Genomic DNA, 14391 nt, shown 5'->3' with positions numbered 1-14391 from the left:
ATTTAAAAAATGAATTCTATCGACATTGTTAAAGGTTCCGGCGTTCCTGTACGCGGTAACGACATCGACACTGACCGTATCATCCCGGCACGCTTCCTCAAGTGCGTGACTTTCGAAGGCCTCGGCGCAAACGCCTTTGCCGACGATATCGCTGGCCTCGCCGCTCAGGGCAAGGTCCACCCGTTCCGCGATCCAGCCTACAAGAACGGTTCCATCCTCGTTTCGAACCAGAACTTCGGTTGCGGTTCCAGCCGTGAACACGCTCCGCAGGCTCTCAAGCGCTGGGGCATCCGCGCCATCATCGCCGAAAGCTACTCCGAAATCTTCTTCGGTAACTGTGTGGCCATTGGCGTGCCTTGCTACAAGGTGAGCCACGAAGTTGCAGACAAGATTCTCGCCTGGATTGAAGCACACCCGAGCGAAGAACTCGTGACGAGCACCGAAAGCCGTACGCTCAAGATGGGTGACGAAACCATTGAGCTCACGCTCGCCGACGGTCCCCGCGGCCAGTTCCTCGACGGCTCCTGGCACGCACGTTCCGCCCTCATGGCCAACGCCGACAAGGTGCAGGAACTCGCCAAAAAGTTGCCGTACATGCAGTTCCTCAAGTAATTGCAAGATGTCATGCCCGCCTCTGAGCGGGCACCCCCCTTTCAAAAACGTCCAGGTTAAAAACCTGGCGTTTTTTTTGTATTATATTATGTGCACGCAGAACACTTATTCATTAAAACGAGATGAAATTGAATGATTAAGAAACTTTTAATTGCAATATTTTTCATCATCTTGGTGGCTTGCGACAATCCGAACCAACAGAAAGAAGCTAGCAAAAGTTTTACTCCGTCTAAGGACTTACTCCTTGCTGACTATATTGCAGCCGCCGATTCAATGGCTGTTTTTTCTTGCGAATCAGAACCATCTTTCGCATCCCACTTAAAAAAAGACTTTGACGAATTTACCGAAGCGATGGCCTTCAAAGAAAAACAAGAATGTCGTGGTATATGTTGGGACAAGCAATGGGTTTCATATTATGTAGAACTTTATCGTAACGGAACTCCAATTGACACAACCCGTATTTACGCCACATATTCTAGACAAGGGTATAACAAAAACGGATATAACTACTATTTTGCAGACACATCTAAAATAGAAGACTTTTTTAAGTCTCGTAAAATTCCAAGAGTTCCAGGAGGATGTCGGCTAACGCACTGGCCCAAAGAGGACTGCGGTATTCACTGCCGTTCCATAGAAATAACAGATATGCAACTAAAAGACTCCACAGGGCAATCATTATCCGATTCTGTTTATCATGAATTTACGGAAAAAATAAAAAAGAAATATTTGCTTTATTATGCACAATTCAGTGTTCAACAAAAAATCCATTTAGACATAGATTACGAAATAGAAATAAAAGTCAACAACCAGTTTGTCTCGCATTCTTCAATCAAACCCACGCCCAAAGCAAACAGAATTGATAATCGTATTACAGATGATTGGGATTATATTTGCGATTATTGCAATAAGGATATGCGCTCCATAAAATTCAAAATGAAATTTAGAGACCCATTATCCGCAATGAACTAATCTACCAACCAATTAACTATTTCTCTTTCATCGCCCCCAATAAACATTTCAAAAGCTTCTGATGAAAATATCACGAACACCTCTCCTACTTTTACTAACATTTCTTTTGTTATCTTGTTCATCGGATAAGGAATCCCCCAAACCCATGCTCTCCTCACCTATCGACAACATTCTCGTAGAAAAGGCGAAACGCCAAATGCACTTGCGAAGCGGCGAGAACATCGTCAAGACGTACAGGATTTCGCTTGGCAAGAATCCCGTGGGAGCGAAGGTCAAATCCGGAGACAACAAAACGCCCGAAGGCAATTACACAATCGAGAAGCACAACCCCAAAAGCATTTTTCATTTATCGCTGAAGGTTTCGTACCCGAACGCAGAGCAAATCAAGGCCGCGAAAGAAGGTAACTACGAGCCAGGCGGAGACATCATGATCCACGGCTATCCGAACAAGATTCCCGCATTTCTCTTTAAATTCTGGCATAAATGGAAAGATTGGACAGCCGGCTGCATCGCGGTCACAAACGACGAAATCGAAGAAATCTATGACGCCGTCAAAGACGGAACACCGATAACCATCAAGCCTTAGAATTATGTCAAAGAAAAAGTTTATTTGGATTACTGTCTCTAGCACCCTTGCACTAGGCCTCTTAGCTTTAATAGTCTTTCACGAAAAAATTTTACACAAACTAGATGACACTGGAATTATATTCGACTCGTTTCATGAATTTAATGACGATGACGAACATAGCTTGGGTATAAATTTAGGAGAACTTAAACTTTGGCCCATGTCCGCAGGGAAATTTTTCTCCATAAGGTATTCGCTTAATGCAGACGATATGGGAGGATATGCTCTCGACTTTACTTGCGAAACACCAGATTTTTCAAAATGCTATAAAACAGTTTCCAACAAAAACAGCCTTGGCGACGATATACAAGAATCAGTCAAGCCGATAGCCCCTCACGAAGCAAAAACCATCTACGATGAATTTATCGCTTTGGATGTTTTCAACTTAAAATCTGTCGAATCTCGACCTTTAGGTGAACACTTAGGCGTTCGACTGGGAATATATTCTTCTATGGTTTTCTCCATTGTCAGCATTTCTGTTGAAGTTTCTGACGACAAGCGCCTAAATCGTTTTTCCATCGTACCCGGCAAACATAAAGACGAGCGCTACATCAAGATTTTCAAAATATTCAAGGATCACGGCTTTTTGCCAGAAGAATCAAAAAAGAGCACAAGCAACAGCGCAGACTCCAAGGCCATAGAAAAAATCCAAACGTTCTACAGCAAACATATTTTCGGGAACGAGTTCGCGAACGATTCCGTCATTGCGAAGTATTGCACAAAGAGTCTCGCCCAAGAGCTTTCAAAAGCGTACGACAACGAGTTCAGCGATGGTGGCGGCTACGCCGTTTGGAAGTTCCGCAGCAACGCTCAGGATGGCTCAGACATCCAGGAAGTCGAGAAAATCGAACCTCTTGGCGATGGCAAATACCTTGTCCATTACAACGACATGGGCAACAAAGGCACACACACCATCACGACCGTTAATCAAGACGGAGCAATATTCTTCGACAAGCTTGATTAAGCTATTTTTGCGGCAATCACAAAGGCAACCAAATGGATATTAAAGTTCTCCGAGCAACAGAAGAAAGGCAACGCGCAGGTGCGTACAGCGTGCGCATCCAGGCGATGAATAGAGCATATCACATTTCGCTCCGAGACGAATTCGACGAGCACGATTGCGACGGTACAAAGTTTATCGTATTGCTGGACGACGAATACCCTGTAGCGACATGCAGATTCTACGAAATTGACGCAGATACGGCAACGATTGGGCGCGTAGTCGTCATGCCGGAATACCGCGGTCAAAAGCTCGGTGCTATGGCGGTCCGCGAAGCCGAAAAATGGATTACTGAATGTGGTTACAAACAGATTATCATCGACAGCCGCACTGAAGCCACAGGCTTTTACGAGAAACTTGGGTACAAACTCATTGACGAGAAGCCCATTCTCAGCGGCGTTTTTGAATGCATGCGCATGAAAAAAGTTCTCTAGAACTTAATTGTCACATCGACTCGCGTGGCATCAGGATTTTTCGCTATACGAATCACACCCCAAGTAGAAAAGCCAACAAATCCTACCAGTGACGCCAAGCCCACATGTTTCCAGTTATAGTCTTCATCCAATGCATACGACACGGGGATTTCTACAACCATCGATGTAAGAGCCACAAATATCGCACCATAAAGTCCCGCAAAAATTCCCCAGCCTAGGCTCGTTTCGGTATCTTGATACATGTGGACTGATTTAACTTGTTCGATTTTATCACCAAGGGAATTTTTAAGTTCCTCTTTTTTAAGGGGAATCCATTTGTCCATCGGAGTAATTCTGACTCTAGATTCTTCACAATTTTCCGTCTGATTTCCAAAACAATTCGTTTCATTTTTGCGAACCACATTCCCCGTAAGAATAGGCTTCCCCGCTTCATCTAAAAATTCAATTTTGCAACGAGGAGAATCATCGCGTTGTGACCAACACCAGTAAAAATTCAAGATAGTCGCTATAGGCGCATTTTCCGCTTGTTCAGCGTCAAACATAAAAGAAGCCGTTTTCACAGGATGATCAAAATCCAAGAAAGCCTCTTGAGAAGATTGAAATTCATACGTTCTTATCTCACGATTTTCGTCATCATTAGCAAAAGAAAATGAGACCGTCAAAAGAAACAAACAACAAATTAAATATCGTAAATTCATCTACCCATTCCTTAATTATTCAGATTTTTACTATCCTCGATACTTTGTATTGTATCCGTGATTTGCCTTGGGGCGCAAATCATTCGGGTACATCACATCGGCATACACATCTTGCTGGAGCTTTTTCACGATGTTGTAGACTTCGATGTAATTGGAAATACTATCGATAGAAATACCCGCGTTCGTAGAAGTCGTCCTTCCGTTCCGCGTTACAGGATTCGCCTGAGCCGAAGTCGTGATAACATCCCCCACGCCAAACCACTGGTCAAAAATGCCGCGGTGCAAATCCACGTGCGAAAGTTCCGCAAACGGTTTTGAATTGTAGTGTTTGCTGAAAACACCTCCAGACGCATATATAGCCTTGTCCGTAACGATATAGTTCGTATTCTGGTAACGCCTAAACGACAAGAGCGCCCCGCCGAGGTAAATCCAGACCGGCATCAAGTGGAGCAACATGAACGGGACCAAGAAAAATCCGATATGTTCATCTTTGGAAGAAAGCGAAGCACCAATAAAACCAAAATCAATAATGCCCCAAATCAATGCAAACGGAAGCAACGGATTAAAAATGCTTTCGAAGATGAAGCACTTTTTGTTGGGCTTACCAGCGTATATGATTTGCTCGTCTTCGCCAATTAACTGTTTAAGTTCGTTGTCCATAAAAATACTCCTGGATGACGGACCATAATAAATTACAATTTTTATTGGAATTTCGACAAATTACGTTTGTTTTTGTTTACAGTTTTGCCCCAAAATATGATATATTATTGAATATCCTTTTTTAAAAATCAACTTTTAGTGTATGGAGACGTATATGGAACAGCAAAACATCCGTCCGGCGGATTTCGAAAAGCAAATGAGAAAGACTGGCATCAAGATAGCGTTCATCATGGCGCTTTTGATGAGCCTTGGACTTTCACTCACCGGGAACCTAATGGCAGAACGCCCACCCGAGATGCCGCTAATGGCATCGGTCTTCGGATTTCTCGCTTGTTTTGCATTGAGTTTCGTGATAAGTTTTGCGATCGGGCTTTTAGTGCCGATGCCCAAGGTGAATGCAGCCCTCGCCCGCAAATTTAAATTGCAACCACGCACGCCAAAGGCGCACATCATAGAATCAATCGCCTCGAACTTAATCTACACGCCGCTCATCACGACCGCAATGGTCACGTTCGTTTACTTTGCGCTCATGCCCGCAGGACACAAACCGCCGTTCTTGCCGATGTTCATCCATTCACAAGTCGTTTGCTTTATCGTTGCGCAGGTGCTGATATTTATTTTTGTGCCGATTATCATCAAGTTTGTGATGCCGAAAGGCGCGACAGGAATGCGGAAACCGATGGCACCAAAGGAATAACGCGGTAATACGCCGGATCTAGAGAAAGAAAAAAAGAAAAGAGCTCCCTAGAAAGGGGGCTCTTCTGCTATACCCGGTTCGCGAGTCGAACGCGAGTTTAATCCTTAGGAGGGACTCGTTCTATCCATCTGAACTAACCAGGCTAATTAGCGCATGCGAATATAGAAAAAATTTCACGATTCATCAAGCGGGAGGAGAAAATTAGCCTTTATAAAAAGAAACGCCTACGAATTTTTCGCAGGCGACTTTCGAATGCTTAATCAAACCAGTAAAGAGTATCTCTTTGCCGTTTTGATGAGGACTTGATATAATTAAGTCGACCACCATTTTCAATCGTATAATTCGAATGATTTGCAATAATATCTTCAATCAAAGAACCGACCGAAGTGTTATGTACCGGCAGAGCAATCCTTTGGTACGACTCCTTAAATTTTGCATAATCATTCAATTCCAAGACAACTTCATAATCACTTTTCCATTTATTTTCAACTACGTTATGCAAATTATCAACATGGAAACTATCAAAATGGACACTTTCGAATTTCACATTCTTTATTTCCGATTGTCCTGCAACACGTTCATAAAGAACATCATAGCACAAATCATATTCTTCTTCATTTGAAGCACAACGTCCCATCAAAATAATGCTTTTATATTTTTTCAAAATTTGCAAAGCCGTACTTGCTTCATCGTAAGTTGCAAATTCTTTGATAGGCTCAGATTGGCACATGATAAAATAACGATTTGAAGCTATATTTCTTTCAATGGTCAAAAGATTTGGTTTATAATTTAAAACTACAGATGTTGTTTCTAGATTCCTCAAAACATAATTTTGCAAAGAGAATGAAGTTGATGTAGTGTTTTTATTTTTCAGTTTCAATGCATGCAGGCATCCATCATTCCAAGTATTACCAAACTCATTTTCTTTCGAATAACGCCTCAAATCCCAATAAGTGATTCCAGCAGGTTCTTCCAAATTACTATCATCAAAAGAAAAGTCTATTATACTATCATCCGTATACTTAGTCATGCCCGCTTTCACAAAAGCAACGGCAGAAAAGGCAGCACCATCTGATTTAGAAATCCCCGATCGAACTGTATCTTTTACCTGTCTTATAGCTTTCGTCCAATCTTTTTTTCTTTCCTCTTCAGATTGATAAGGACGTCCCTTCGCAACCCATATATAATAGGCTGTTTCACGAATATGCTGTTCATTCGTAGAAATGTCAACCCTATCTAACTCAAAAGCTGTTATCCCTTCACGTTCAGGCCGGCCTGCTTCCGTAGCATCTTCAATTTGAGAATTTGCATCAAGCCAATCTTTTTTACTTGCAGCTATAGATTGAATCGGACGACCTTTTTCAAGCCATAAATAATAAGCCTTATTTCGAATATAATCATCCTGATTAGAATTCGTACTCAAATACAAGGTATCAAACGGATCAAAACACCCGCCTCGTACTTCAGCATCTAAAATGTAAGGCACTCTTTCTTCTGAATTGAGTTTAACTTTCCGTTCAAGTTTTATCCCATTTCTATTAACACAAGAAAAAACTGTACCAGACCGTCTCTCTATATTATTGAAATTTATTTTAAAAGCCAAAACAGGCGAACTCGGTCCATCAAAAGAAGTGGATACATAAGCATCACTTACGTATAGACACTCATCCAAAGGGTTTACAGCACACCAATTCAATTTTTGGAACGGAGTAGAATCTTTTTTGTACAAAATCTCGCATGATACACAATCAAAAGTCTTTGTCGAAATAATCAGGATTTGTGTATTATAATTATTTACTGAGGTAATAGGGGCGAATATATAACCTTTGTAGCAATCAATATCACCAAAACAAACTCCTTCAACCTTTATTCCTAACGGAGTTGATGAATTCGCCCTACCATATTTATAAAAAGAAATAAGTTTTTGATTATTATCGCGGAAAATAGGACAAACTACAAATTTATCAAATTTTTCGACATAATTTAAATTCTTGTCCAAACTATTTACCGGAACAGCTTTTATAGATGGGCCTTGAGCTATATACCAATAATTTTCATCATGGCAAATTCCACGAATACCATTGCTGAAGTCATTGCTTACATTTTTGGGACAAAATCCAATATTTTCATATCTACGCATAAATCATTTCCTTTCTTTATTTTGCCTCATCTTTTTCATTAGGTAATGTTTTTCGTTTCGTTTCAACAACTCGGCCTTCATTTCTCAGTAATTCATCAAACATCAAGCCGCTATTAGCCTGATATTCGCTAACAATTTTTCGATTGCCAATCCAGTTATAGGATTTACCCATAAACCACCTTGTTCGCTGAGGAGTCTTGGTAACTTTAATACCATAGCCGCCAACTTCTTCTTCATTGATATAGAACGGTTTAACCCTTTTACCATCTCTTTCTATAGCTAAAAGATTTGTAGATGGACGAACAGACTTATAACCATCATCATCCTTATCGTCTACACACTTATAATAAATAGGCATTCGACCACGACGGAAAATGATATCACGGCCATTGTCTAGCTGTTGCGGAATGAAAGGAATCCAGTTCAACGGGACCCTATTCTGAATTAAAAGAGAATACTTTGCTTTATTTTCTGAAGCATTCTTGTCTTCTTTTCGCTGCTTGTCAACTTCCTGAAAAACGGCATCAGACAACGTCTTACCATCCATAAATCCGCCACAACCATCGTTAATCTTTGTTTCTACGCCCCATAGCATATTCGCCATTTCATCTCGCAAAAACTGAACTTCTTCAATTGGTTGACCTTCTTCACAACGAAGGACTGTTGGAGGGAAAAGTAACCCTTCATTGCACGAGAAATCCCTATTATAATAGGCATCAGAACGACTTGAGCCAAAAAGACACCATCGATCGGTCGGACCTACAGAGGCTTTCTTTCTATCAATTAGTTCTGCATTTTTCCTAATTGTTCGAACTTGATTAAATGAGTCTTTAACTTGGATATACTCAACATCTAAAACAGTTCCTGTTTCAGTTTCAAGTGGAGTAATCATCCAGTCATTATTATACGTACTAATATACTGCATAATAAGTGACGTAGCAATATATTCTGGAGCCATATTGCCATTTCCCATAACAACTTTTCGATTTTCAAACTCCCAAAGTCTTCGAGCTGGAGCACCTGCAAACGTTGCTGGAGTCGGGAAATAAGTCAAAACAGGGTGAGATTTCTTTTCAGCCTCAGAGTTTACAGATTCTGTTTTGGCGTCAAATGAATACCATGACAGCGTTCCAGAAGCATATTGATCGGTTGTATAAGTCGTATTGCCTTGCTTCATAGAAGCTTCATACGCAAGCTTCTGTGAATTCCAGGCACCTTTACCAGAATGGTTCGGCAAAAACTTCTTTTCGAACCACTCGACATACTTTTTCCGAATAGAATCTGGCAAAGATAGGCCAAGACTATTTGAAAGAATATTCAAATAGACTTCATAACCATCAAACGAGCGTTTAGCATAAAATACAGAAAATTTATTTAGTGCTTTATTTTTTTTGACTTTAAGTTTTTCTAAAGCCTTTGATTCAGAATCAAAACTTTCTGCATTTTTTAATTTATCAATATATTTTGATAAAGGATACTTTTTTTCAAGTGTAGAAACAAGATTTTGAAGTTTTGCTCGAACCAGCATTTTTTTCAAGAACATAGCCGATTCTACACGAACATATGGAGTCATTTCATAATTAATCTTTTCAACTTCATATTCTAACGGAGTATCAGAAACATTGCCATCAATAGACTTTCTCACAGTATAAACAGTCGCCGTAACAGGAGTTCCACAATCTTCACCTTGAAAACGACCATACTGCCATTGGCGAGCTAACATCCATAAAGGATCAAACGTCTGCATTGACAAGGCTTTATCATAATCAGCATTGCGTTCTTTGTAGTCTTGTTTCCTTGGGTCACTTTTTGTTCTTGGCAAAATCCTAGTATGAATTTCAGACTTATCACCAGAAACCTTTCCTAAAAAGGTATATACCTTATCAGAAATAGAATCAGTCTGAGTACAAAAATCAACAGCGATATTATTAGACATTTTTCACCTCGCTCTTTAGTTCAAACTACAATCGTTAAATAGGGGGAACATCCGAGACAATACATCATCATCATAAATACGATCAGGATCTACGGCACGATCCTTCATCATTTCACGAGTAGTTTTGAAAATACTCATTATACTATCAAGGCTCCATTTAGAATTCTTTGCATCAACATTGGGATTTACAGCAACAAGCAAAGACTGAGGTGCTTCTGCATCAGGTTTATCACACTGGAAGACCAAGCCAGCATTATGCTTCTTATAAGGAATATATTCCAGCCAGCCATCAAAAATAAAGCCTGCAATAGAATTTTTCGTTTGATAGTCTTCTGCATTATACAAGACCAAAGAATCGGCGTCTCTAAGCAAGCCCTCATCATCGACAGGCATTCCAAGCCAATACCCATTCAAGCCTTTCAACTCAGCAGTCTGTTCCTTTTGACTATTTTGAACAATTATAGTTGTTGTCTGCAAAATAGAAGCCCCTAAAGTCTTTCCATCTAAAGCGGTTTGCAATATCGAAAGATTATGAACATTCTTCATTCCTTCTCTGACTTCAGCAACTTCATCTTGCCATTGATCAAAAGAATCATCATCTATATTTTTCTTATAATTTGCTAGACCGGCTTTAATAAAGCTATCAAATTCTACATTGCTTTTTTTGAAGGAGAATGTGTTCTCTTTATTATTCTTTTCAAAAGTTCCTATTTCCAAATTATCATACATCAATTTAATCTTTGGGAAAATCTTGATATTCTTCAAAGTTAAATTTTGAATGGTTTCAATAATTCTTTCAGAACTTGATGTTTTAATTTCATCTTTAGTTAATCCAATAATTTCACATTCATTAATTCTATTTTCAAGATCTTCCTTTGCTGACACGACCATATCATAAAGATTTTCTTGAATAATCAACGACTGTTCACATTCCTTAAACTGTAAAACCTTATCAAGTTGATCCATGTATGCATTTGGATTGAAAGCAGTAAAGCAATTAATCAAACCAAATTCAATACAATCACACAAACAGCCGTAGGCTTCATCTACCTGGTCATTATCAAATTGACCCTTAAATGATAACTTTTCTTCATCACTATCATTTGTATTACATTCAACTATAGAATTATGATTAATCCAATCATCCATTGACGATGCAATTTTTTTAGCCTTAGCAATTAAATTAGCACAACGTTTAGCCAAGTTTTCCTTATCAACAGCATCTTCATCAGCCTTATCTTCTTGGACACATGTATTCCAATCTGAAGATTGCATACCATGCCCATTCTTCAACAGATTTCTAATCGTCTGAATTCTAAGAGAATCTTCTTCAAGGCTCAAACAACCTTCTGGGCACGATATTCCTGCAAGTTCCGCACTTTCCAAAATGGAGATTTTCCCTGAATACTCACTTTTATGTTTTAAACACCAACGTGTCTCAAGATAATTCACAAATGTTGCAGGATATGCAGATAAATACAAATACTCCGAAGCTGAAACACCTACGTCATCAAGAGAGCATTCCCTAGAAGAACTATCAGCAAATTTCACAAAGAAACAGATTTTATCCATTCCTCCAATAAGTGATTCTACCCAAGCATCTACGCCAGAATCAGCAAGCTTAAAGGCTTTCGTTTTTTCAACTTCTTTTTCAGATGGTTCTTTGGGTTGTGGAAGAATCATTCCTGCCTTATGTGAAATTACCACATGTTCACTAGGGGTTTTTAAAATTTCAGGATCCGGAAGTCCGCCTTCACCTTCTGCCAAGAATTGTCCTATAGCAGTGAACGAAGCCTGATCTCCCATAATAAGACGATGAACACCTTCAGAAAGCAACAAGTCATTCAACGCATCATAAGAATCCATTAAGCGTTCTACAATATTGAAAAAGACGTTTTTTTGATTATCATCCATTTTCAATTCGTCATCACGCAACCAAGCCATTTTAGCATCAAAGAAATGCTCTTCCAACCATTCATGAACAGGGCAACTCCATGTCCATTCTTCATGATTGATGATGGTTTCTAGCAAAGCCTCGCCATTAATTACTTGCATAACATAGCTTTCTGCCCTAGAATCCTCTGCGTCAAAATCAATTAATTGTGGGAATAATTTACGCAACGGATAGATGAATCGATCCATTTCAGCAGGATTTTCTTTATCTCCATGCAAGGCAGCATCGTGCAAATACCGTTCAAGATCACATCCAAGTACAACACTCATAGACATTCCAGAGCGGATACCATCAACAAGTCTCAGTGCCTGTCTAGCTCTCATTGATGACAAATTTACACAAACATGGGAATCTGTTTCAGAAGACTTGGACTTAATATAAGCACTACGCAAAACAGCTGCAGAAAGAGCATGCTGAATAGAAGGAGCAACGACAAAATGGTCATCACCTTCATTAGAAGAACTACTCGGTTTTTCACTCAAATCAAAGAGCCAACCATAAGCTCCAATTTGTGTTTTAGCAGGTGTCTTTATGGCATTTTGGGAATCTAGAACATAGTTCAAAACTCCGCTGAACCAAGCATCAAGCCTGTATGTAAATAGATCAATAAATTCCGTTACATAATTGACTGCATCAGCTTCATCACAAATGCCACTCTTTACTAAAGCAGCCACAAACTTAGAAGTCTTTATATCAAAAAGAACATCCGTATTTTCAATAAGTTGTCCCGCACGAGCGTTATTTTTAAACACTTTATTAAGAATGCTGGAGGAAACCCCAACCTCCGGTACATTTTTTTCAATTAAAGCCGAATCAATTTCTGTTCGTTTAATAAAAGAAATTGAATACGGTGTTTGACCTGCCATTTCCAAATATTTTTTTTCAGAGCCAACACCTTTTAAAGTTGATGGGCTTGGAATGGTTTCACTCAATTTATCCCATTTTTCTTTTAGCCATAGCAAATCATCCAAAAGCAAACAAAGTTTATCATTCGCTCCTTTTGTTTTTTTCAAGGCATCACGAAGTTTTACAAAATCAGAAACAGGAAGAATTCCATATGGCAAATTACCAACTTTAATTGCAGAATACCTTCCCGATGCTCGAACATAATTTATAAAGAAATTTCTTATAAAAGCATCATCTTCTGTTTTGATTTCTTTTCGAAGTTCATCAAATAATTTTGTATAAATGCTTTTTGTTTTGGCTTCTGTAGAAGAATCAAAGTTAACAATATGACTCCAGCACGCAGAATAATTCGAATTAAGAAGTTCAGCGATATTTTTAGCATCGTTATTTGATTTCGGCAAATTAATAAGCAAATTAATTCTTACACCATCATCTACTTCGATTTTATATCGACTACGTTTTTCGGCATCTTCATCACCAACAGGAACATCTCCGCTAACAATATTTGTCGAAGTTCTCGAATTCAACAAATGAAGCGAAGAACCTAAATAATTATGGCCATTAAACAAATCCGACAAATAATCGTAATTCGTTTCATTATTTTTAACACCAAAAACATAAATGTAGTTGAAACCTGTTACCGTATTGGGAATTTCTACATCCATCGCCATGCCGGCTTTGCAAGCGGCATCGTAATCAAACAACCATTCAACAGACGGATCAATGGTTAACTTACCTGTACTAGAGTCACCAACATATTTAGAACCGCTATTGGGATCAATGGTTAATTTTATAGTACGATCAACAATTTTCTCAAATTCTTTTACGATTTTATTTTCGATTTTTTTATTAGCATTTATAGCTTCACCAACAAAGACAAACCTCTCCGGCAACATTGTCGGTTCTGGAATTTCAAAGTATTTCTTCGGAAGGACATTACACTTAGGGAATGCACCCGCTTTATCCATACTTTCTTTTAACTTATCTACAAGAACTGATAAAGAAATACGAGAATCCTTGAATTTATCAACAAAATTACTCCATCTGAAAGTCAAATCATTTAAAGCTTGAATATCTTTTTTGAAAACCTGATCAAATGCGGCATGGTTACTTAAATTTGAAAATTTCTCATATATACCATTAAAGACTTCTATTCGGTGCCCTAAATAATCAACCATTCCAAAAATAGTATCGTAAAGATAATCGACAATCTCCGATCCTATCATAAGATTGGCATCGATAGTGTTTAAGTCATCTCTAATACTGTAAAACAGTTTCTCTACACTTTTTTCAAAAGCATCTGTACTAGCAGAAATACCATCTTCATCAATAGAAAAGAAACCTAATATTTTGTAAATGTTATCACACTTGGCTTCTATTTCAGAGATTTTCGGATAAGGACGGTTTTCGAACTTACTTCCCAGAGTTTTATAAGCATCAAATTCGACTAATTTCGTATTTCTGCAAATCCATGCTGCACGAGACGTTGGATACTTAGCGCATAGATTCAACCAAGCATCATATTCCCTACGTTCTGAACCGCTAGCAATATACCATTGCATCCAAAATTTTTTTCCGTCTTCAATTTCTTCAGAATTTAGACCATTCTTATGGTAATCCAAAAGAATTTCATCGGGAATAACACGTACACTAAGATATTTTTTACTTCCCTTATATTTAAAATGCGTTTCCAGCCTTAACGGGAAAAAGCAGATATTATCAGATTGAGAAATTTTTTTTATATTTTCAAGTTCACTCAT

11 protein-coding genes and 1 tRNA gene are annotated in these 14391 nt (G+C 38.9%); 6 read left to right on the top strand and 6 right to left on the bottom strand.

Going from position 1 to position 14391, the window contains the following annotated elements:
- Positions 1-9 precede the first annotated feature (9 nt).
- The 5 genes from BUQ91_RS03900 to BUQ91_RS03880 all read left to right on the top strand — a co-directional run bounded on the left by BUQ91_RS03900 (position 10) and on the right by BUQ91_RS03880 (position 3640).
- Positions 10-612: a 3-isopropylmalate dehydratase small subunit gene (locus tag BUQ91_RS03900; protein WP_072828150.1), complete on the top strand. Its 603-nt coding sequence runs from the start codon at positions 10-12 to the stop codon at positions 610-612.
- Between the two features lie 132 nt (positions 613-744).
- Complete coding sequence (locus tag BUQ91_RS03895; RefSeq protein ID WP_074208227.1) at positions 745-1581, top strand: hypothetical protein; 837 nt, start codon at positions 745-747, stop codon at positions 1579-1581.
- A 145-nt stretch (positions 1582-1726) separates the two neighbouring features.
- Positions 1727-2167 carry a L,D-transpeptidase family protein gene (locus tag BUQ91_RS03890; RefSeq protein ID WP_256382298.1) on the top strand — a complete coding sequence of 147 codons (441 nt, stop codon included), beginning with the start codon at positions 1727-1729 and terminating at the stop codon, positions 2165-2167.
- Between the two features lie 250 nt (positions 2168-2417).
- Entirely contained in the window at positions 2418-3170 is a 753-nt protein-coding gene (locus BUQ91_RS15850; RefSeq protein ID WP_254842233.1) for a hypothetical protein, read from the top strand.
- Between the two features lie 32 nt (positions 3171-3202).
- Positions 3203-3640 (top strand): GNAT family N-acetyltransferase, encoded by a 438-nt coding sequence (locus BUQ91_RS03880; RefSeq protein WP_074208225.1) that lies wholly within the window; start codon positions 3203-3205, stop codon positions 3638-3640.
- Here the strand turns inward: BUQ91_RS03880 and BUQ91_RS03875 are convergent.
- Together BUQ91_RS03875 and BUQ91_RS03870 are read right to left on the bottom strand one after the other, a co-directional pair.
- Positions 3637-4338, bottom strand: coding sequence for a hypothetical protein (locus tag BUQ91_RS03875; RefSeq protein ID WP_074208224.1), 702 nt, complete (start codon positions 4336-4338; stop codon positions 3637-3639). The two genes, BUQ91_RS03880 and BUQ91_RS03875, sit on opposite strands and share 4 nt — an antisense overlap.
- 30 nt (positions 4339-4368) lie before the next feature.
- Positions 4369-4998 carry a PH domain-containing protein gene (locus tag BUQ91_RS03870; RefSeq protein ID WP_074208223.1) on the bottom strand — a complete coding sequence of 210 codons (630 nt, stop codon included), beginning with the start codon at positions 4996-4998 and terminating at the stop codon, positions 4369-4371.
- 154 nt (positions 4999-5152) lie between these two features.
- On the opposite strand from BUQ91_RS03870, the gene BUQ91_RS03865 reads away from it, so the two are divergent.
- Complete coding sequence (locus BUQ91_RS03865) at positions 5153-5695, top strand: hypothetical protein (RefSeq protein WP_074208222.1); 543 nt, start codon at positions 5153-5155, stop codon at positions 5693-5695.
- Positions 5696-5765: 70 nt separating this feature from the next.
- Here BUQ91_RS03865 and BUQ91_RS03860 read toward each other — a convergent pair.
- From BUQ91_RS03860 to BUQ91_RS03845, 4 genes are all read right to left on the bottom strand, one after another.
- A tRNA-Arg gene (locus BUQ91_RS03860) sits at positions 5766-5838 on the bottom strand.
- Positions 5839-5951: 113 nt separating this feature from the next.
- The gene (locus BUQ91_RS03855; RefSeq protein WP_074208221.1) at positions 5952-7835 is read right to left on the bottom strand and encodes a DUF2934 domain-containing protein; all 1884 of its coding nucleotides are present in this window, start codon (positions 7833-7835) and stop codon (positions 5952-5954) included.
- Positions 7836-7851: 16 nt separating this feature from the next.
- Positions 7852-9771 carry a hypothetical protein gene (locus BUQ91_RS03850; protein WP_254842232.1) on the bottom strand — a complete coding sequence of 640 codons (1920 nt, stop codon included), beginning with the start codon at positions 9769-9771 and terminating at the stop codon, positions 7852-7854.
- 15 nt (positions 9772-9786) lie between these two features.
- On the bottom strand, positions 9787-14391 hold the full coding sequence (locus tag BUQ91_RS03845) for a hypothetical protein (protein WP_074208220.1): 4605 nt from the start codon (positions 14389-14391) through the stop codon (positions 9787-9789).

Source organism: Fibrobacter sp. UWB11 (assembly GCF_900143015.1).
Lineage (GTDB): Bacteria > Fibrobacterota > Fibrobacteria > Fibrobacterales > Fibrobacteraceae > Fibrobacter.
Note: the sequence above shows the minus strand (reverse complement) of the source record. Positions and strands in the feature narration are given on the sequence as shown.